Here is a 19,740-nt window from a genome sequence, read left to right as displayed (position 1 = left end):
AAGGAGTGTCGCCGATGACCATTCCCTCCGAAATGAACGCGTTGCTCCTGGTCGGCGACGGCTACACCAAGACGCCAAGCGGCAGTGCGCTCGAGGCGATGGAGCCCTATCTCGTGCCGGGCCGCATCGCGGTGCCGGTGCCCGGACCGAGCCAGGTGCTGATCAAGGTCAGCCTGGCCTCGATCAACCCCTCCGATGTCGCCTTCATCAAGGGTCAGTACGGCCAGCCGCGCGCCAAAGGCCGGCCGGCCGGCTTCGAGGGTGTCGGCACGATCGTCGCCGGCGGTGACGAGCCCTACGCCACGAGCCTCGTCGGCAAGCGCGTCGCCTTCGCCACCGGCCTCAGCAACTGGGGCTCGTGGGCTGAATATGCCGTCGCCGAGGCGGCAGCCTGCATTCCGCTGCTCGATACGGTGCGCGACGAGGACGGCGCGGCGATGATCGTCAATCCGATTACCGCCATCGCCATGTTCGACATCGTCAAGCAGGACGGCGAAAAGGCCTTCGTCATGACCGCCGGCGCCAGTCAGCTTTGCAAGCTGATCATCGGCCTGGCCAGGGAGGAAGGGTACCGGCCTATCGTCACCGTGCGCCGCGATGAGCAGATCGCGCTGCTGAAGGAGATCGGCGCTGCCCATGTGCTCAACGAGAAGGCGCCGGATTTCGAGGTCACGCTGCGCGAGGTGATGAAGGCGGAGCAACCGCGCATCTTCCTCGATGCGGTCACCGGGCCGCTGGCCTCGGCCATTTTCAATGCGATGCCGAAACGGGCGCGCTGGATCATCTATGGCCGGCTCGACCCTGACGCCACCATCATCCGCGAGCCCGGCCAACTGATCTTCCAACACAAGCATATAGAGGGTTTCTGGCTGAGCGAATGGATGCGGCAATCTAGGGAGCGGCGCGGTCCGGCGATCCTTGAAGCGCAGAAGCGCTTTTCCGACGGGCGCTGGTCGACCGACGTGACGGCCGTCGTGCCGCTCGCCGAGGCGATCGCGCGGGTGCCGGCGGAACTGGCGAAGCCCAACGGCAAGGTTTTCATCCGGCCTTGATGCTATTCGAAGCCACGCCGGAAGCCCGAATACGAGGCTTTCGGCGCGTCTTTCCTGTTAGGACGCCCGCGCGTCCGGCCATCCGCAGCGGCCCGCCGAGATCACAACCGCGCTCTTCAGCCCCTATGCCTCGCCGCTTTGTCCGTGATATGCCGCCGCCATCGAATGCCGGGACGGTGCTGGACTGAGCCTGTTCCGGGTGTTGTGGGGTGTCTTGATGACGATATCCAAGCCGGTTTTCGACCGTTTGGGATTTGGCCTGTGGATCGGGGCGTTCCTGATCGTCCTTGTCCTGGTCTTGTGGTCTCCCCACACGCGGACGGTCTGGCAAGCCTACATAGACGGCAGCGAGGCGTTGCTGGCCCGACAGCCGCTCTACAATATCCAGTCCGAGATGGGATATCTCTACGCGCCGGCCTTTGCGGCGCTCTACGTTCCGTTGGTGAAACTCGGTCCGCATCTGGGCGGCCTGGTATGGCATACTATCGGCTTCGCGGTGCTGACCTTTGCCGCGATACGGCAGGTGCGCAAGCTCGGCGGCGGGGAATTGCCGTGGCTGCTTTCCTTTGGGCTGTTCCTCGCCCTGCCGATGGCTTTGGCGGCGATCCGCAACGGCCAGGCGACGATCCTTTTGACTGGCGCCTGCTGGCTTCTCACCTTGTCGGCGCTCGAAGGACGGCGGGCCGAAACCTTCTTCTGGGCCTCGGTCGCCATCATCGCCAAGCCGACCGCGATCATCATGCTTTTGTTGGTCGGCGCCCTGCGCCTGCGGCTGATACCGGTGCTGGTGCTGGCGGTGCTGTTCGTGCTCGCCTTGCCCTATGCGTTCGCACCCGCTAGCTATCTCAACGACCAGTATCGTGTTTTTGGCGGGATGCTGACCTCGATGGCCGTCGACAACACCAGCCACTTTGTTCCCACCGATTTCACGGCCCCCTTCACCAAAATCGGGCTCCCCATGCCGGAATCCGGCGCAACCATCGTGCGCATGGTCATGGCCCTGTTCACGCTTTCATTCGTCATCTGGTTCGATCGCAAGCTTGAACGCGGGACGGCTGGTCTCGCCATCTTCCTGACGGCGACATTTTACATGTGCGTCTTCAACCCGCGCGTCGAGCCCAACACCTATGCCATGATCGCCGTGCCTGCCGGTCTCGCTATTGCCTTGTTGTGGCGCGAGGAACGAGGCGGTGTCCTGGCTTCGGTGCTGTCCGTGATGCTGTTCCTGACAGGATTGACCGGAGTCGAGCGCCATATCCAAGATTTAACGTACCCCTGGTTCCGGCCGATTGCGGTCACCGTTATCGCTGGCTTCCTGATCTGGTGGTTCTGGGCCAAGACGGGAGGCAAGGTCATGAATGAAAGGCCTGTCGCAAATGGCTGAGTCGCGGCCCGTTCTCGATATTGTCGCGCCGTTCTTGAACGAGGCGCAGTCCGCATCGGCCTTTGCCGCATTGCTTGACAAGCTCGAAGCCGAGGTGTCGCAGCGCTTCGGCATGGAAGTCCACAAGATCCTCGTGGATGATGGCAGCAGCGACAATGGCGCCGAGCGGTTTTCACAGGCGCTGTCGGGTTCCTGGGAGATCGTGCGGCTCAGTCGCAATTTCGGCAAGGAGGTCGCGGTGCTCGCCGGTCTCGACCAGTCGCGCGGCGACATGGCGCTGGTCATGGACGCCGACCTCCAGCATTCCATGGACACCAGCCTGAAGATGATCGCCGAACTGGTGGAAAATCCCGATATCGATGTCGTCTACGCACAGAACGACCGCCGCGAAGCCAGTTGGCGGCGCAGCCAGCTGGCGAAGCTGTTCTACAGCCTGATCAACAGCAGCCAGCGGTTCGACATCCCAGAAAATGCCGGCGACTTCCGCGTCATGCGCGGCGCCGTGGTGCGCGCGCTGACCAGCCTGCGTGACAAAAGGCGCTTCAACAAGGGCCTGTTCGCCTGGGCCGGCTTCCGCCAGAAAGCCATAGCCTATTCACCGGAGAACCGTGTCATCGGCAAGTCGAAATGGAGCCGGCTCAACCTGATCGCGTTCTCGCTGGAAGGGTTTACGTCCTTCTCCGTCATCCCGCTGCGCATCATCAGCCTGAGCGGGATGCTGGCGGCGTTGGCGGGCATCCTCTACGGAGCCAAGGTGTTCTTCGAGGTGCTGTTCTACGGCATCGCCGTTCCCGGCTATCCCAGCCTCATGGTCGCCGTCGTCCTCCTCGGCGGCCTCAATCTCACCTTGCTTGGCCTGATCGGTGAATATGTCTGGGTCACGCTTTCGGAAAGCAAGGATCGGCCTGTCTATATCGTGCGCGACGTCGTGCGCGGCGTTCCGGACAGGCCGCCAGGCGCATCCGGCGCATGACGCGGCGCATTCGCCTGATCGCCGACGATTACGGCCTGGCGCCCGGGGTTTCCGCTGGAATTCTCGACTTGCTCGATCGCGGCCGCCTGACCGGCACCAGCTGCATGACCGGCTTTCCGGAATGGCCCGATGCGGCGGCGCGTATCAAGCCGCTATGCGGCCGCGCGGCGGTGGGGCTGCACCTGACCCTCACCGACCAGCCGGCCGTCACCGGCCGGTCGAGCCTGGCGCCGCAAGGCCGGCTGCCGCCGCTGCGTTCGCTGGCACTGCCGGTCCTGCGCGGCAGCATTGACGAGCGGGATGTCCGTGCCGAGCTCGACGCGCAGTACAGCCGCTTCGTCAAGGCGCTTGGCCGCCGACCTGACTTCATCGACGGGCACCAGCACGTGCATTTCCTGCCTGTCGTGCGCAAATGGCTGCGGGCGCATTTTTCCGAAGCCGGCGGCCAGCCGGCGCTGCGTGGCGCTCCGGCGTTGGGCGATGCCGTCGTTGCGCCGAAGGTCGCGGCAATTGCCGCCGTGGCCGCCGGCTTCAACCGCTCTATGGCGCGCGCCGGCTTCACTCTTTTCGAGCCGCTCGCCGGCATCTATGACTGGCGGCAGCCCGAACGGTTCGCGCCGGTTCTGCAGGCCGCCCTCGAGGCGCTGCCGGAACGGGGCCTGTTCATGTGCCATCCCGGCCATGTCGACGAGACTCTGCGGGCGCGCGACCCGATGCAAGGCGTGCGCGAGGTGGAATACGCGGTGCTGGCCTCCGACGCGTTTGGTGCAAGCCTCGCCCGCGCCGGCGTCGAGATCATGGACGGCAAGGGATGAGCGGCGCCGACCAGCCTCGCCGTTCGACCGGCAGCAAGATCGTGCGCTTCGCTATAGTCGGGCTGGCGAACACGGCCATCGACCTCGCTGGCTTTTTCCTGCTGCTCAAACTGCATGTTGCGCCGCTGCCGGCCAACGTCATCTCATGGTCGATCGCCGTCATCTTCTCTTTCGTGGCGAATGGCTTCTGGTCGTTCGAGCGCAACCAGGCCATCCGGCTGCATGACGCCTTCCTGCGTTTCGTCTCGCTCGGGGCGTTGATTTCGCTCGGCGTCTCCAGCCTGTCGATCGCCCTCTTCGCCGGTGTTGCCGGCGTGTGGCCGGCGAAGATCGGCGGTGTCATCGTGGCGGCGGTGCTGAATTTCCTTGCCGCGCGCTGGTCGATCGAAGGCCGGTTGCTGAAATAGCAGCTACTGCGCCGGCTCCACACCGACATAGGCGGCTTCCTCGAGCTCACGCTTGAGGCGTGTTTCCTCATGGGTCTTCGGGGTGACGAAGCGGCCAAGCAGGAGATAGGCGACCGGCGTCAGGAACAGTGTCGAGACGGTGGCCAGCCCCAGTCCGCCGACGATGACCCAGCCGAGCGCCACGCGTGCCTCGGCTCCCGCGCCCGCCGCCAGCACCAGCGGCACGCCGCCAAGTATGGTGCAGATCATCGTCATCATCACCGGCCGCAGGCGGATGGTCGAGGCCTGCTCGATCGCCTCGCGCACGCCAAGCCCGCGATCGCGCAGCTGGTTGGCAAACTCGACGATCAGGATGCCGTTCTTGGCCATGACGCCGACCAGCAGCACCAGGCCGATCTGGCTATAGGCATTGAGGCTGGTGCCTGACAGCAGCAAGGCGAAGATGGCGCAGGCCAGCCCAAGCGGCACCGTCGCCATGATGATGACGGCGCTGACGAAGCTTTCGAACTGGGCGGCCAGCACCAGGAGGATGATGACCAGCGCGAAGCCGAAGATGGTGACCATGGCGCTGTTGGTTTCGCCCAGCGTGGCGGCTTCGGCCAGCGGCAGGATGCGGCTGCCCGGCGGCAAGAGCGGCGTGGCGATCTCCTCGGCGCGGCTCAGCGCGTCGCCAAGCGCGAAATTACCCGAGAGGTTGGAGGTGATGGCAACCGATGGCTGCTGCTGTTCGCGCGACAGCGATGGCGGCACGGCGCGCTCGGTCAGCGTGGCTATGGTCGACATCGGCACGAAGCGGCCGTCTCCCGTCTTCAGGAAGACGTTTTCCAGATCGGTCGGATCGTTGATGGGATTGGTGGTCGAGACCAGTTTTACGCCATAGCTGCGGTCGGCGATGTAGACGTCGACGACATCGTTGCCGTCGAGCATGGCCTGCATGGTGTTGGCGAGCCCCGTGATGTCGATGCCGAGGTCGGAGGCGCGCTCGCGGTCGATGGCGACGGCCAGCTGCGGCTGCGTCGGGTCGATCGACAGGCGCGGCGTCTGGAAGCGCGGGTCCTTCTGCATCTCGGCGATGATCTTCACCGCCGCGTCGCCGAGCGCCTTGCGGTCGTTGCCGACCAGCGCGAATTGCAGGCCGTTGCCGGCGCCACGGATGCCGAGGCTGTTGGGCTGCACCGGGAAGATGCGCACACTCGGCACCTGCTTGGTGAGCTGGCTGATCTCGGCCATGATCTCCTGCTGGCTGCGGCTGCGCTCGTTCCAGGGCGCCAGCGTCATCACCATGAAGCCGGAATTGTAGGAGCCGTTCTGGCCGGCATTCTCGAAGGTCGAGCGGATCTCGCCGGAATCGCGCATCGGCTGGATCAGCTTCTCGATCTTCTGCATCTGCTGCGTCGTATAGTCGAGGCTGACGCCTTGCGGCGCATTGATGCGCAACAGCACGGCCGCGCGGTCCTCGGTCGGCGTCAGTTCCTGGCGGATGGTGCCGAACAGGGTGAAGGCGGTGCCGGCAAACAGCACCGCGACCAGAACCACGATCCAGGGCGCATCGAGGCAAGCGTGCAGGGCGCGCTTGTACGCGGTATTCAGGACGCCGCCGATACGGGCGCCGATGCCGTGGCCGCCCTCGTGGTGAAGCGAGGCGCCGGTCAGCATGCGCGAGGCGAGCATCGGGCATAGCGTAAGCGCCACCACGCAGGACAGCAGCACCGACATGGCAAGCACGAAGCCGAATTCGCGGAACAGGCCGCCGGTTTGGCCGGGCAGGAAGGAGATCGGCACGAAGACGGCGACCAGCGTCAGCGTCGTGGCGACGACGGCGAAGAACACTTCCTGCGCGCCGAGCACGGCGGCCGCACGCGGCCCCATGCCCTCGTTGCGCCGTCGCACGATGTTTTCAAGCACCACGATGGCGTCGTCGACGACAAGGCCCGTCGCCAGCACCATGGCGAGCAGCGTCAGGATGTTGACGGAGAAGCCGGCCAGATAGATGGCGGCGATGGTGCCGATCATGGCGACCGGCATCGACAGGCCCGGGATCAGCGTGGCGCGCCAGTCGAGCAGGAAGATGTAGATGACGATCAGCACCATGGTCACCGACAGGCCGAGCGCGATCTCGACCTCGTGGACCGCGCCCTTGACGAAGACGGCGTCGTCGCTGGTGATCTTGATCGCCATGCCCTTGGGCAGGTTTTCCTGCAGTTTGGCGACGGCGGCCTGAACGCCGGTCGAAATATCAAGCGTGTTGGATTCCGCCTGGCGGATGATGCCGATGCCGATGCCGGTCTTGCCATCGGAGCGCAGCGTGGTCTGGCCGACATCGGGACCGAGCGTGACGGTGGCGACGTCGCGTATGCGCGTCGTGCCGCCGATGATGATGTTTTCGAACTCCTCGGGCGTGGTCACGTCGGCCGTGGTGCGGACGATCAAGTCCTGGTTGGTCGTGGTGATCGACCCGGCAGGGGAATCGAAGGCGACCGAGGCCAGGGCTGTCCTGAGGTCGGCCACGGTGAAGCCGAGGCTGGCGAGCTTGTTCTGGTCGACGTCGATGCGGAAGATCTTGTCGCGGTCGCCATAGACCTGAACGTCGGCGACGCCGGGCACGGCTGCCAGTTCGTCCTCGATCTGGTCCTGCACCACCACGGTCATGTCCTGGACCGACATGTTGTCGGACGTCACAGCCAGCCGCATCACCGCATCGGAATTGGCATCGGCCTTGACGATGCGCGGCGGATCGGCGGTGTCCGGTATCTGGTTGGCGACGCGGCCGACGGCATCGCGCACGTCGGAGGCCGCGACGTTGAGGTCGACGCCGTCGTTGAACTCGATGGTGACGCGGCTCTGGCCGAAGGAGGAGGAAGACGAGATCGACTTGACGCCGGAGACGCGTGCCACCGCACCTTCGATCGTGTCGGTCAGCTCGCGGTCGACGGTTTCGGCCGCGGCGCCCTGGAACGTGGTGGAAACGGTGACCACGGCGCGGTCGACGTCCGGAAGTTCGCGGATCTCGACGCCGTAGAAGGCGGCGAGGCCGGCAACCGCGATGAGGACGTTGAGCACGAAGGCCATGACCGGCCTGCGGATGAACAGCGCGGTGAAGCCGGTATCGCTGGCGGCGTTGACGGATCCGGTCATGAGCCTTCGGCGGTGTTGGCGGCGCGCTGCTCCTGGCCGGCGATGCGGACCTCGCCGCCTTCGCTGACGCTCTGCGTGCCTTCGGTGACCACCATGTCGCCGCTGTCGATCTCGGCATCGATCAGCACGGTCTCGGTGTTGCGCTGGATGATGCGCACCGGCACGCGCTTGGCCTTGCCGTCCTCGATCTGCCAGACATAGGCGCCGTCCGAGCCCCACAGGATCGCCAGCGGGCTGACGGCGGGATAGGTCTCGCCGGGGAATTTCATGGTGATGGAGAACGACATGCCGGCGCGCAGCGAATCGGCGGGATTGGCAATCTTGGCCTTGACCAGCAGCGTGCGGCTCTTCTCGTCGATGTGGTTGTCGATGGCCGACACCGTGCCGGTATAGGAGCTGCTCGGATTGGCGATCGGCGTCGCCGTCAGTTGCGCGCCGACCTTGACGGCGGCGGCAAAGCGCTCGGGCACCTGGAAATCAACCAGGATCGAGGAGCGGTCATCGAGCGTGGCGATGGCCGACTGGTTTGTCACATAGTTGCCGGCGGAGATCGGCAGGATGCCGACAGTGCCTGATATCGGTGCCAGGATCGACCGGCGCTGCAGCGCAAGCTCGGCGTCCTGCAGCGCCAGCTTGGCGCCCGCCAGAACCACCTCTGCATCGGCCACCGCTACCGGCGTCGCGGCATTGGAGGCGCGCAGCGATTTGACGCGGTCGAGCTTGGACTGCGCATCCTGCAAAGCGAGCTTGGCCCGGTTCTGCGCGATGATTTCGGTCTCGGAATCGAGCGTCGCAATGATCTGTCCCTTGTCGACATGGCTGCCGGATTCGACCAGCAATTCGGCAAGGCGGCCGGAACTGTAGGGATTGACGGTCACGGAAGCGTTGGCGCGGCCAGTGCCGATCGCCTGGAGGCGGTCGTTGATGACAGCCGAGGCGGCCGGCGATGCAACGATGGTGGCAATCCGGGCGCCGTTGCGCGCCGCCTGACGGGAGCCAGCCGCCGCCGTGTCCTTGGCAGGAGGTGTGGCGCCATAGGCCCAGTCGATGCCCCAGCGCGCCAGCACTTGCGGAGCGCCGGGGTAGAAGCGCGCCCACGCCGCCGTGGCTGCAACCACGATCACAAACGCAAGGACAATCTGTTTCCAGCTCGGCATCGACACTCCAGCGGCAAGAATCGCCCGCCGGTTCCAGGTGGAAGCGGATGCAGCGACGATACGGGCTGGCGGCGAAAACCGGCCACGCCACATCCCGGTATCACCGGTTTATGGCAATTATCACGCAATCGTGCACATTAAATCTCGGTAACGTGAATTCGAGATGCCCGCCTAGCGCGGATGCGATTGGCTAGTGACCTTGCTAGCGCAGGCCTTCCATTTCACGGATGCGCCGGGCGCCGTCGGCCTCGAGCTGTCTGGTGACGGCGCCGATCAGCGTTTCGACGACGACGAAGAGCGCGGCCGAGGAATCCCACGCGGACGGCACCGCGGTTCGTCCTGCGATGACATGGCGGGCAAACCGGGCGATCGGCGAAAGCCACTGGTCGGTGAACAGCACGATCTGGACGCCGCGCTGATGCGCCTTCTCGGCGAAACGGACGAGGCTGTCCTGGTAGCGCCGGATGTCGAAGATCACCAGTACGTCGCGCTTGCCCATGTCGATCAGCCGGTCGCGCCACATGCTCTCCTGGCCGGCGAGGTGAAAGACATCGGGCTGGATGACGGCAAGGTGGGCGGCCATGTAGCGCGCCAGCGGATCGGTGAAGCGGCCGCCGATGAGGAATGTCTTGCCACGCCGGTCGGCAAGCCGTGCCGCGATGTCCGTCAGCTGCTTGTCGGAGAGGTGGCGGAAGGTCTCGCGCATATTGTCGAGCGTCGCTTCCAGCATTGGCGAGACCGTGCCGCCGCCGGGCGAGGGCGGGTTGAGCGTTCGTATGGCCGGAGACTGCAGCTGCGCCGCCAATTCGTCCTGCAGGCTCGACTGGAACTCCGGATAGTTCTGGAAGCCGAGCCGGGCCACGAAGCGCAGGATCGTTGGCGAGGAGACGCCGGCCGCGGTCGAGAATTCGGCGACCGTCTTCAGGCCGATCATCGGATAGCTGGCGATCAGCGTCTGCGCCGCTCGCCGCTCGCTGGCCGGCATCGTGCCGATGCGGTCGGCGATCAGTTCGGCAATGCTGGAAATCATCTTTTCCCCCACCCCTTGGCTTGGCCCATGAGATCGCATTTGACAAAGCCGGGTAAACTGTATGAAATCATCCATAGGGACGCAATGAGGCAAAATACGTAACATACGATACAGCGCTCCCCGGGGACGGCAGACTATGGAGAAAGCACGGCCCGCCAGCCTTGCATCGTCCGATACCGTGAGGGTGACGAACCCGGGCGGATCGAGCCCTTTCGTGCTGACCTGCGACCACGCCTCCAATTTCCTGCCCGCCGAATTCGGCACGCTCGGCCTTGCCGCCGAAGACCTGTCCCGCCACATCGCCTGGGATCCAGGTGCGCTGCCGGTGGCAACGCGCATGGCGCAAGCGCTCGATGCGACGCTGGTCGAAACCCGCATTTCGCGCCTCGTCATCGACTGCAACCGGCCGCTCGACGCGCCGGACCTCGTGCCGCCGATCAGCGAGACGACATCCATACCGGGCAATGCCGGCCTGTCGGAAAAGCAGCGCGCGGAACGGATCGCCCTGTCATGGCAGCCGTTTCACGGCACCATCGAACGCATCGTCGAGGAACGGCTGGCGCGCGGCCAGGAGACCCGGCTGGTGTCCGTGCATTCTTTCACGCCGGTCTACAAGGGTCACGACCGGCCCTGGCATATCGGCATCATCCATGACGAGGATCGCCGGCTGGCGTCGCCGCTGATATCGGCGCTCAAGCGACTTGCCGGCATCACCGTCGGTGTCAACGAACCCTATTCGCCGGCCGATCGCGTCTATTTCACGCTGGAGCGGCATGCGCGCTCGCGCGGGTTGCCCTGCGCGATGATCGAAATCCGCAACGATGAAATCTCCGGTGAGACCGGGCAGCGGAAATGGGCGGATCTGCTCACAGGCATTTTTTCGGATCTGGAACCAGAGGAGGCCACGCGGCCCAGATCGCATTCAGTCAGAAAGTCAGTCCAATCGGCCAGCTGAGAAACAAACAGGGGACTTCCAATGGCAGCACCGGGTTATACAGACGTTGACAAGGCGGAGGACGTAAAGCACCTCCACAGCATGGGCTATGCCCAGGAACTGGAGCGGCGTCTCAGCCGCTTTTCGAATTTCGCGGTTTCCTTCTCCATCATCTGCATCCTGTCGGGCGGCATCAATTCGCTGGCGCAAGGCACGTCGGGCGCGGGCGGCATCGGCATCGGCATCGGCTGGCTGGTCGGCTGCTTCGTGTCACTGACCTTCGCTGTTGCCATGTCGCAGATCAGCTCGGCCTATCCGACGGCCGGCGGCCTCTATCACTGGGGTTCGATCCTCGGCAACCGCGGCACCGGCTGGGTGACGGCCTGGCTCAACCTGCTCGGCCTGATCACCGTGCTCGGCGCCATCAACGTCGGCACCTGGACGTTCTTCGTCGGCGCCTTCGGGCCGGCACTCGGCATCGAGGGCACGCTGACCAACCAGATGATCTTCCTGGTCGTGGTCACCGGCCTGCAGGCGCTGATCAATCATCTCGGCATCAAGCTGACGGCAAAGCTGACCGACTTCTCGGGTTATTTGATCTTCTTCGGCGCGATCCTGATCGCGGTGGTCTGCCTGATTTCGGCCGAACATTGGGATTTTAGCCGCCTGTTCACGTTCCACAACTACTCGGGTGACGCAGGCGGCGGTGTCTGGCCGTCGGTTTCGAATGCCTGGGTGTTCGCACTTGGCCTGTTGCTGCCGATCTATACGATCACCGGCTACGACGCTTCGGCACACACGTCCGAAGAAACCATCAAGGCGGCGTCTTCCGTGCCGCGCGCCATGGTGATGTCGGTCGTTTGGTCGGCGCTCTTCGGCTATCTGTTCCTGGTCGCTTTCGTGCTGATGATCCCGAACATGGACGACGCCGCCAAGCAGGGCTGGAACGTGTTCTTCTGGGCTTTCGACCAGCGCGTCAGCCCCGGCGTCAAGGAATTCGTCTATCTCGTCGTGTTCGTGTCGCAGTTGCTGTGCGGTCTGGCCACGGTGACGTCGGCATCGCGCATGATCTTCGCCTTCTCGCGTGACGGCGGCCTGCCCGGCTCGGCGGCACTCGCCAAGGTCAGCCCGACCTATCGCACGCCGGTGGCGGCGATCTGGACGGCGTCGATCCTGTCGGTGCTGTTCGTCTGGGGCTCGACGCTGGTTTCGGTCGCCGGTACCTCGGCCTACACCATCGTGGTGTCCTGCACCGTCATCTTCCTGTTCCTTTCCTTCACCGTGCCGATCGTGCTCGGCATGCTGGCCTGGGGCACGCCGAAGTGGGACAAGATGGGGCCGTGGAACATGGGGCGCGGCGTGTTCATGCTGTTTGCCTTCCTGTCGATCGTGTCGATGATCCTGATCTTCGTCATCGGTATCCAGCCGCCGAACGACTGGGCGCTCTACATCACCGTCGGCTTCTTCATCCTGACGGCGATCGTCTGGTTCGGCTTCGAGCGCAACCGCTTCCAGGGCCCGCCGCTCGGCGACATCATCGCGGCACGCCAGGCAGCGATCAAGGCAGCGGAACAGGCGGTCGGCGAAACCGGCCACTGACATCTCCCATCAAGGCCATGGCCGGCACGTGCCGGCCATGGCTTCATTTATCCCTTTCAATGACCAAGCGCTGGAGTGCCACAGGAATGGCCGGAAATTTCTCGTTCGATCAGTTGAAGAAGGCGGTCTCCAGCGGTGAGATCGACACGGTGCTGGCCTGCATCGTCGACATGCAGGGGCGGCTGGCGGGAAAGCGGTTCCTGGCGCAGTACTTCGTCGATTCCGCGCATGACGAAACGCATGGCTGCAACTATCTTCTGGCCGCCGACATCGATATGGAACCGGTGCCCGGCTACAAGGCGGCAAGCTGGTCGAAGGGCTATGGCGACTTCGTCATGAAGCCGGACCTGGCGACGCTGCGGCGCATTCCGTGGCTGGAGAAGACAGCGCTCGTGATCTGCGACGTGCTCGATCACCACACCCATGACGACCTGCCGCATTCGCCGCGCGCCATCCTGAAGAAGCAGGTCAAGCGGCTCTCCGAGCGCGGCTATATCGGCTATTTCGCTTCCGAACTCGAATTCTACCTGTTCAACGAGACCTATGATTCCGCCCGCAAGAAGCACTGGCAGGGCCTAGATACCGCCTCGCCCTATATCGGCGACTATCAGATCGGCATCACTACCAAGGAAGAAGGCGTCATGCGCCGGCTTCGCAACGAGATGGAAGCCGCCGGCATCCCGATCGAGAATTCCAAGGGCGAATGGGGCCCGGGCCAGGAAGAGATCAATGTGCGCTATGCCGAGGCGCTCGACATGGCCGACCGCCACGTCATCCTGAAGAACGGCGCCAAGGAAATCGCCGAGTCCGAAGGCAAGGCGATCTCCTTCATGTCCAAATACAATTACGGGCTCGCCGGCAACTCCAGCCACATCCACAATTCGCTGTGGAGCGCCGACGGCAAGACGCCATTGTTCTTCGACAAGAAGGCGGACTGGACGCTGTCGACGCTCGGCCAGCAATGGGCGGCGGGGCAGTTGAAATACGCCAAGGAGTTCACCTGGTTCCTGGCGCCCTACATCAATTCCTACAAGCGCTTCCAGGCCGGCACCTTCGCGCCGACCAAGATCATGTGGAGCGAGGACAACCGCACCGCCGGCTTCCGCCTCTGCGGCGAGGGCACCAAGGGCATCCGCATGGAATGCCGCATCGGCGGCGCCGACCTCAACCCCTATCTCGCCTTCGCGGCGCTGATCGCCGCCGGGCTCGCAGGCATCGACGAGAAGCTCGAACTGCAAAAGCCGTTCGTCGGCGATGCCTACCAGGCGTCTCGTCTGCCTGAGATTCCGAAGACGCTGCGCGACGCCACCGAGACGCTGGCCAAGTCGAAGATGCTGAAACAGGCGCTCGGCGAGGACGTGCTCGAGCATTATGTCCACACCGCCAAATGGGAGCAGTTCGAATACGACCGCCGCATTACGGATTGGGAACTGCACAGGGGGTTTGAGCGGTACTAAGCAGTGTCGGCGCCGCCCCCTGGCCATCGCAGGATGGCGGGCGGCGTCAAAACCAAGATTTCATGAAGTGCGAGGACTGAAGGAATGACCGAAACGGTCAAGTTGAAATCCCCCATCGATGGCTCGATCTACGCCGAGCGGCCCGTGGCAACGGACCAGGCGGTCAATGCCGCGGTCGAGCGCGCCAAGGCGGCGCAGGAGAAGTGGGCGCAGGTACCGATCGTCGAGCGCGGCAAGTACATGCTGGCGATGCTCGAAGCGCTGGTGGCGATGACCGACGAGATCGTGCCGGAGATCGCCTGGCAGATGGGGCGGCCGGTGCGCTATGGCGGCGAGTTCGGCGGCGTCAAGGAACGTACCAATTACATGGTCGAGATCGCCGAACAGGCGCTGAAATCCGTGCCGGCCTCAAACCCGAAGGATGGGTTTCGCCGCTATGTGAAGAAGGATCCGCTCGGCGTCGTCATGGTGATCGCGCCGTGGAATTATCCTTACCTGACCGCCGTCAACACCATCGTGCCGGCGCTGATGGCCGGCAACGCAGTCATCCTCAAGCACGCGGCGCAGACGCTGCTCGCCGGCGAGCGTTTTCAACAGGCCTTCGACAAAGCGGGCCTGCCAAAGGGCGTGTTCCAGAATGTCGTGCTCAACCATGCGCAGACCGAAAAGCTGCTCGGTTCCGGCAAGATCGACCATGTGAACTTTACCGGTTCGGTCGGCGGGGGCCGCGCCATCGAAAAGGCGGCGGCAGGCACTTTCATGACGCTCGGCCTCGAGCTTGGCGGCAAGGACCCGGCCTATGTGCTGCCCGACGCCAAGATGGACCATGCGGTTGCCAATCTGGTCGACGGTGCCTTCTACAATTCCGGCCAGTGCTGTTGCGGCATCGAACGCGTCTATGTGCACGAGAAGGTCTATGACGAATTCGTCGAAGGCTTCATCGCCGAGACGAAGAACTATGTCGTCGGTAATCCGCTGGAACAGGCAACGACGATGGGGCCGATGGCGCAGGCGCGCTTTGCCGACCTGATCCGCGAGCAAAAGGCCGAAGCGCTGCGCAAGGGCGCCAAGGCGCACATCAACATGAAGGTGGCTGACGACAAGGCCGGTTCGCCCTATCTCGCGCCGGAAGTGCTGACCGAAGTCGACCACCAGATGAGCGTCATGCGCGAGGAAAGCTTTGGCCCGATCGTCGGCATCATGAAGGTGCGCAATGACGAGGAGGCGATCGCGCTGATGAACGACAGCGCCTATGGGTTGACCGCCTCGATCTGGACCCGCGATACCGAACACGCGGTGGCGATCGGCAACCGCGTCGAAACCGGCACGGTGTTCATGAACCGCTGCGACTATCTCGATCCGGCGCTGGTCTGGACCGGCGTCAAGGACACCGGCAAGGGCGCGGGACTGTCGGCCATCGGCTATGACAATCTGACCCGGCCGAAATCCTTCCACCTGCGCGAAGCCATCTGATTTATCGAAAGACAAAAATGTCCAAGCTCATCTCCAAATGGAACTACCCCACCACCGTCCGCTTCGGCGCCGGGCGCATTCAGGAACTGCCAGAGGTGCTCGCGGCCACCGGTATCAAGCGGCCGCTCTTCGTCACCGATCCGGGCCTGGCGAAACTGCCGGTCGTCGCTTCGACGCTGAAAATCCTCGACGATGCCAAGGTGCCTTACGGCGTGTTTTCCGAGGTGAAGCCCAACCCGGTCGATTCCAACCTCACCGCCGGCATCGCCGTGTACAAGAAGGGCAAGCATGACGGCGTCATCGCCTTCGGCGGCGGCTCGGCGCTCGATCTCGGCAAGCTGATCGCCTTCCAGGCCGGCCAGACGCGGCCGGTGTGGGATTTCGAGGATGTCGGCGACTGGTGGACGCGCGCCAATTCGGATGCGATCGCGCCGATCATCGCCGTGCCGACCACGGCCGGCACCGGCTCCGAAGTCGGCCGCGCCGGCGTCATCACCAATGAGGAGACGCACACCAAGAAGGTCATCTTCCATCCGAAGCTCCTGCCGGCGATCGTCATCGCCGATCCGGAACTGTCGGTCGGCATGCCCGCCTTCATCACCGCCGGCACCGGCATGGATGCGCTTGCCCACTGCCTCGAGGCCTATTGCGCGCCGGGTTACCATCCGATGGCTGACGGCATCGCGGTGGAGGGCATCCGGCTGGTGTTCGAGAACCTGCCGAAGGCCTATGCCAACGGCAAGGACCTGGTCGCGCGCGCCCATATGATGAGTGCCGCCGCCATGGGCGCCGCCGCTTTCCAGAAGGGGCTGGGTGCCATCCACTCGCTGTCGCACCCGATCGGCGCGCTCTACGATACCCATCACGGCATGACCAATGCGGTGTTCATGCCCTATGTGCTCTCCTTCAACCGTGACTCCATCGAGGAGCGTATCGCCCGGCTCGCCGCCTATTGCGGCATCAAGGGCGGCTTCGATGGGTTCGCCAAGGCGATCATCAAGCTGCGCAAGGAGTTGAAGGTGCCGCACGCGCTGCCGGGCCTGATCAAGGGGCTCGACATGGACAAGAAGCGCAAGGCGCTGATCGCCGACATGGCGGTGGTCGATCCGACGGCTGGCGGCAACCCGGTCAAGCTGACCAAGAAGGCAGCGCTGACGCTGCTGGAAAACGCTATCGCCGGCACGATCTGACGGCATCGTCATTGCCGAAAATTGATCTGGAAATTCAGGGTTAACCAAGGGGGAAAGGATGAAATGCAAGGCGGAAAGTGATTAGCCGGAAAAATAAGTGATGGCTAATTGCTACAGCCCGTTAAAAAGAGTTAACTTTTTCTGCTGCCGGCCGATGGTTTCATAAAGCTTTCATCTGGCTGTCACATGAAAACGATACCGCATCGCAGGCGTCCAACGGCGTCAGTTCAACGGAGAGAACACATGTTCAAATTCACGGGGAAGGTGCTTTCCCTCTCGGCCGCGACCCTTATGGTGTCGTCGGTGATTTCGTCCGCGGCTTCGCTGGACGATCTCGTCAAGGCCGCGAAGGCTGAAGGCCAGCTCACCACCATCGCGCTGCCGCATGACTGGTGCGGTTACGGCGACGTCATCGCCGGCTTCAAGGCGAAGTATCCGGAAATCACCATCAACGAGCTCAACCCCGATGCCGGCTCCGGCGACGAGGTCGAGGCGATCAAGGCCAACAAGGACAACAAGGGCCCGCAGGCTCCCGACGTCATCGACGTCGGCCTGTCCTTCGGCCCGACCGCCAAGGCCGACGGCCTGCTGATGCCTTACAAGGTGTCGACCTGGGACTCGATCCCAGACAGCGCCAAGGATGCCGATGGCGCCTGGTACGGCGACTATTACGGCGTTCTGTCGTTCATGGTGAACAAGGACCTGATCAAGGAATCGCCGAAGGACTGGGCCGATCTCCTGAAGCCGGAATTCGCCAACGCCGTAGCCGTCGCCGGTGATCCGCGTGCTTCGAACCAGGCCATCCAGGCGGTGTACGCCTCCGGCCTGTCGACGGGCGCCGCTGCCGGTGAAGCCGCCGGCAAGGCTGGCCTCGACTTCTTCAAGAAGCTCAACGCCGCCGGTAACTTCGTCCCGGTCGTCGGCAAGCCGGCAACACTCGCCCAGGGCCAGACGCCGATCCTGATCAACTGGGACTATAACGCGCTTGCTGGCCGCGACACGCTGAAGGGCAACCCGCCCGTCGACGTCATCGTGCCGAAGACGGGCGTCGTCGCCGGTGTCTACGTGCAGGCGATCAGCGCCTTCGCGCCGCACCCGAACGCTGCCAAGCTGTGGATGGAATACCTCTATTCCGACGAAGGCCAGATCGGCTGGCTGAAGGGCTATTGCCACCCGATCCGCTTCAACGATCTCGCCAAGAACGGCAAGATCCCGGCGGATGTGCTGGCCAAGCTGCCGCCGGCGGAATCCTATGCCGCCGCCGCGTTCCCGACGCTCGACGAGCAGGGCAAGGCCAAGGAAGCCATCAGCAAGAACTGGGACGCCGTTGTCGGCGCCAACGTCAAGTAGCACTTGAAATCCACCGGGCGGTCGCAAGGCCGCCCGGCCTTTCCTCGAAGACGGTAGCCGGCGCATGACCGATCTTACGCTTTCAAATCGAACGATTGCCTCCAAGCCCGCGCCGCCCAACGAGGCGACCGCATTTCGCCTGCCGACGCAATGGATCGGCGTGGCGCCCTTCTTCATCTTCGCGCTGATGTTCCTGATCCTGCCCACGATCTATCTCGTGATCGGGGCTTTCCAGAACAGTGATGGTCAGCTTACGTTCGACAACATTCTGCAGCTGGTCAGCGATCCGTCGATCAGCAGTTCCTACTGGGTTTCGATCAAGATCAGTTTCTGGTCGGCCATCATCGGCGCGTTTGCCGGGCTGGCAATAGCCATCGCCATCGTGCGCGGCGGACTGCCAAGCTGGACGCGCTCCGCGACCCTGACTTTCTCCGGAGTCGCCTCGAATTTCGCCGGCCTGCCGCTGGCCTTCGCCTTCCTGGCCACGCTCGGCCGCGTCGGCATCGTCACGACGCTTCTGCGTGATGTCCTCAACATCAACATCTACGCAATGGGCTTCAATTTCCTCACCACATCGGGCCTGATCGCGGTCTACCTGTTCTTCCAGATCCCGCTGATGGTGGTCATCATCGTGCCGGCCATCGACGGGTTGAAGAAGGAATGGGGCGAGGCGGCGGCCACGCTCGGCGCCACGCAGGCGCAGTATTGGCGCATGGTGGTCATCCCGGTGATATGGCCGAGCTTCCTCGGCACCGTCATTCTTCTCTTCGCCAATGCCTTTGGCGCCATTGCCACGGCCTACGCGTTTGCCGGCCCGGCGCTCAACATCGTCCCCATCAAGCTCTACTCGCAGATCAATGGCGACGTGTTGCACAATCCGCAGCTCGGCTACGCCATCGCCTTCGGCATGATCGTCATCACCGGCCTGGCCAATGTCTTCTACATCTGGTTCCGGACTCGCTCCGAAAGGTGGCTGAAATGAAGTCGGGAAAATTCTGGGCCTGGGTCGTCTTCATCGTGGGTGCGGCGTATTTCTTCATCCCGCTGGCGGCGACGGTCGAATTCTCGCTGCGCATGCGCCGCGGCGTCCATTCCTTCGATGCCTATCAGATCGTGCTGGGCGACGCGCGCTTCCAGTCGACCTTCCTGTATTCGGTGGTCGCCGCGATCTTCACCATCATCCTTGGTGTGCTGGTCGTCGTGCCGGCGGCCTACTGGATCCGGCTGCGTCTGCCGCAGCTCAGGCCGATCGTCGAATTCATCACGCTCTTGCCGCTGGTCATTCCGGCCATCGTCATCGTTTTCGGCTATATCAGGATGTACGGCTCGAATTCGCCGCTGCCGTTCCTTGGCAGCAACATGGGCGCCAATGCCTTGCTGGTGATCGGCTATGCAACGCTGGCACTGCCTTACATGTATCGTGCCGTCGATACCGGGCTGCGCACCATCGACGTGCGGACCTTGACGGAAGCAGCGCAGATCCTGGGCGCCGGCTGGGGCACGATCATCGGCCGCGTCATCCTGCCCAATGTGCTGATCGCCGTGCTGTCGGGTGCCTTCCTGACCTTTGCCATCGTCATCGGCGAGTTCACCATGGCCAGCCTGCTGAACCGCCCGGCCTTTGGGCCGTACCTGCAGAACATCGGCGCGAACCGCGCCTATGAACCGGCAGCCCTTGCCATCATCGCCTTCGCCATTACCTGGGGCTGTATGTCGCTCATCCAGATACTGTCCCGGTTCGCGCCGAAGTCGTCGAACCGCCCGAATTGACCTGAGAGAAAAGC

At 63.7% G+C, this 19,740-nt stretch carries 16 protein-coding genes; 13 read left to right on the top strand and 3 right to left on the bottom strand.

Annotation, left to right across the window (positions count from 1 at the left end):
• Positions 1–14 precede the first annotated feature (14 nt).
• The 5 genes from ACLGL5_RS34725 (at position 15) to ACLGL5_RS34705 (ending at position 4,631) form a co-directional block, all read left to right on the top strand.
• Complete coding sequence (locus ACLGL5_RS34725) at positions 15–1,052, top strand: zinc-binding dehydrogenase (protein ID WP_069093100.1); 1,038 nt, start codon at positions 15–17, stop codon at positions 1,050–1,052.
• A 217-nt stretch (positions 1,053–1,269) separates the two neighbouring features.
• Positions 1,270–2,436 carry a glycosyltransferase family 87 protein gene (locus ACLGL5_RS34720; RefSeq protein ID WP_069093099.1) on the top strand — a complete coding sequence of 389 codons (1,167 nt, stop codon included), beginning with the start codon at positions 1,270–1,272 and terminating at the stop codon, positions 2,434–2,436.
• The gene (locus ACLGL5_RS34715; protein WP_069093098.1) at positions 2,429–3,409 is read left to right on the top strand and encodes a glycosyltransferase family 2 protein; all 981 of its coding nucleotides are present in this window, start codon (positions 2,429–2,431) and stop codon (positions 3,407–3,409) included. Before ACLGL5_RS34720 ends, ACLGL5_RS34715 begins: the two co-directional genes overlap by 8 nt.
• Complete coding sequence (locus tag ACLGL5_RS34710) at positions 3,406–4,224, top strand: ChbG/HpnK family deacetylase (protein WP_069093097.1); 819 nt, start codon at positions 3,406–3,408, stop codon at positions 4,222–4,224. The genes ACLGL5_RS34715 and ACLGL5_RS34710 overlap by 4 nt, the downstream gene beginning before the upstream one ends.
• Positions 4,221–4,631 carry a GtrA family protein gene (locus ACLGL5_RS34705; RefSeq protein WP_019861103.1) on the top strand — a complete coding sequence of 137 codons (411 nt, stop codon included), beginning with the start codon at positions 4,221–4,223 and terminating at the stop codon, positions 4,629–4,631. Before ACLGL5_RS34710 ends, ACLGL5_RS34705 begins: the two co-directional genes overlap by 4 nt.
• Before the next feature lie 3 nt (positions 4,632–4,634).
• Here the strand turns inward: ACLGL5_RS34705 and ACLGL5_RS34700 are convergent, their stop codons facing one another.
• From ACLGL5_RS34700 to ACLGL5_RS34690, 3 genes are all read right to left on the bottom strand, one after another.
• Positions 4,635–7,766, bottom strand: a complete 3,132-nt coding sequence (locus tag ACLGL5_RS34700; RefSeq protein ID WP_019861102.1) for an efflux RND transporter permease subunit — start codon at positions 7,764–7,766, stop codon at positions 4,635–4,637.
• Complete coding sequence (locus ACLGL5_RS34695; protein WP_019861100.1) at positions 7,763–8,923, bottom strand: efflux RND transporter periplasmic adaptor subunit; 1,161 nt, start codon at positions 8,921–8,923, stop codon at positions 7,763–7,765. Before ACLGL5_RS34695 ends, ACLGL5_RS34700 begins: the two co-directional genes overlap by 4 nt.
• A 202-nt stretch (positions 8,924–9,125) precedes the next feature.
• Positions 9,126–9,953, bottom strand: a complete 828-nt coding sequence (locus tag ACLGL5_RS34690; protein ID WP_069093096.1) for a MurR/RpiR family transcriptional regulator — start codon at positions 9,951–9,953, stop codon at positions 9,126–9,128.
• A gap of 136 nt (positions 9,954–10,089) precedes the next feature.
• Here ACLGL5_RS34690 and ACLGL5_RS34685 point away from each other — a divergent pair, with 136 nt between their 5' ends.
• The 8 genes from ACLGL5_RS34685 to ACLGL5_RS34650 all read left to right on the top strand — a co-directional run bounded on the left by ACLGL5_RS34685 (position 10,090) and on the right by ACLGL5_RS34650 (position 19,726).
• The gene (locus ACLGL5_RS34685; protein WP_038649489.1) at positions 10,090–10,908 is read left to right on the top strand and encodes an N-formylglutamate amidohydrolase; all 819 of its coding nucleotides are present in this window, start codon (positions 10,090–10,092) and stop codon (positions 10,906–10,908) included.
• A gap of 21 nt (positions 10,909–10,929) precedes the next feature.
• On the top strand, positions 10,930–12,486 hold the full coding sequence (locus ACLGL5_RS34680; protein ID WP_019861096.1) for an amino acid permease: 1,557 nt from the start codon (positions 10,930–10,932) through the stop codon (positions 12,484–12,486).
• A gap of 86 nt (positions 12,487–12,572) precedes the next feature.
• Entirely contained in the window at positions 12,573–13,943 is a 1,371-nt protein-coding gene (locus ACLGL5_RS34675) for a glutamine synthetase family protein (protein ID WP_027047383.1), read from the top strand.
• An 84-nt stretch (positions 13,944–14,027) separates the two neighbouring features.
• Positions 14,028–15,416, top strand: a complete 1,389-nt coding sequence (locus ACLGL5_RS34670) for an aldehyde dehydrogenase family protein (RefSeq protein ID WP_069093095.1) — start codon at positions 14,028–14,030, stop codon at positions 15,414–15,416.
• A 17-nt stretch (positions 15,417–15,433) separates the two neighbouring features.
• The gene (locus tag ACLGL5_RS34665; protein ID WP_069093094.1) at positions 15,434–16,606 is read left to right on the top strand and encodes an iron-containing alcohol dehydrogenase; all 1,173 of its coding nucleotides are present in this window, start codon (positions 15,434–15,436) and stop codon (positions 16,604–16,606) included.
• Positions 16,607–16,849: 243 nt separating this feature from the next.
• Positions 16,850–17,956: an ABC transporter substrate-binding protein gene (locus tag ACLGL5_RS34660; RefSeq protein WP_019861092.1), complete on the top strand. Its 1,107-nt coding sequence runs from the start codon at positions 16,850–16,852 to the stop codon at positions 17,954–17,956.
• A 64-nt stretch (positions 17,957–18,020) separates the two neighbouring features.
• Entirely contained in the window at positions 18,021–18,938 is a 918-nt protein-coding gene (locus tag ACLGL5_RS34655; protein ID WP_019861091.1) for an ABC transporter permease, read from the top strand.
• Positions 18,935–19,726 carry an ABC transporter permease gene (locus ACLGL5_RS34650; protein ID WP_069093093.1) on the top strand — a complete coding sequence of 264 codons (792 nt, stop codon included), beginning with the start codon at positions 18,935–18,937 and terminating at the stop codon, positions 19,724–19,726. Before ACLGL5_RS34655 ends, ACLGL5_RS34650 begins: the two co-directional genes overlap by 4 nt.
• Positions 19,727–19,740 lie beyond the last annotated feature (14 nt).

The organism is Mesorhizobium sp. U510 (genome assembly GCF_059180695.1).
This window is presented reverse-complemented; position numbering and strand designations above follow the sequence as displayed.

Coding starts and splice junctions, on each gene's coding strand:
- ACLGL5_RS34655 (WP_019861091.1), top strand. CDS start 18,021: ATGACCGATCTTACGCTTTCAAATCGAACGATTGCCTCCAAGCCCGCG.
- ACLGL5_RS34720 (WP_069093099.1), top strand. CDS start 1,270: ATGACGATATCCAAGCCGGTTTTCGACCGTTTGGGATTTGGCCTGTGG.
- ACLGL5_RS34710 (WP_069093097.1), top strand. CDS start 3,406: ATGACGCGGCGCATTCGCCTGATCGCCGACGATTACGGCCTGGCGCCC.
- ACLGL5_RS34675 (WP_027047383.1), top strand. CDS start 12,573: ATGGCCGGAAATTTCTCGTTCGATCAGTTGAAGAAGGCGGTCTCCAGC.
- ACLGL5_RS34700 (WP_019861102.1), bottom strand. CDS start 7,766: ATGACCGGATCCGTCAACGCCGCCAGCGATACCGGCTTCACCGCGCTG.
- ACLGL5_RS34680 (WP_019861096.1), top strand. CDS start 10,930: ATGGCAGCACCGGGTTATACAGACGTTGACAAGGCGGAGGACGTAAAG.
- ACLGL5_RS34670 (WP_069093095.1), top strand. CDS start 14,028: ATGACCGAAACGGTCAAGTTGAAATCCCCCATCGATGGCTCGATCTAC.
- ACLGL5_RS34665 (WP_069093094.1), top strand. CDS start 15,434: ATGTCCAAGCTCATCTCCAAATGGAACTACCCCACCACCGTCCGCTTC.
- ACLGL5_RS34715 (WP_069093098.1), top strand. CDS start 2,429: ATGGCTGAGTCGCGGCCCGTTCTCGATATTGTCGCGCCGTTCTTGAAC.
- ACLGL5_RS34685 (WP_038649489.1), top strand. CDS start 10,090: ATGGAGAAAGCACGGCCCGCCAGCCTTGCATCGTCCGATACCGTGAGG.
- ACLGL5_RS34650 (WP_069093093.1), top strand. CDS start 18,935: ATGAAGTCGGGAAAATTCTGGGCCTGGGTCGTCTTCATCGTGGGTGCG.
- ACLGL5_RS34695 (WP_019861100.1), bottom strand. CDS start 8,923: ATGCCGAGCTGGAAACAGATTGTCCTTGCGTTTGTGATCGTGGTTGCA.
- ACLGL5_RS34725 (WP_069093100.1), top strand. CDS start 15: ATGACCATTCCCTCCGAAATGAACGCGTTGCTCCTGGTCGGCGACGGC.
- ACLGL5_RS34705 (WP_019861103.1), top strand. CDS start 4,221: ATGAGCGGCGCCGACCAGCCTCGCCGTTCGACCGGCAGCAAGATCGTG.
- ACLGL5_RS34660 (WP_019861092.1), top strand. CDS start 16,850: ATGTTCAAATTCACGGGGAAGGTGCTTTCCCTCTCGGCCGCGACCCTT.
- ACLGL5_RS34690 (WP_069093096.1), bottom strand. CDS start 9,953: ATGATTTCCAGCATTGCCGAACTGATCGCCGACCGCATCGGCACGATG.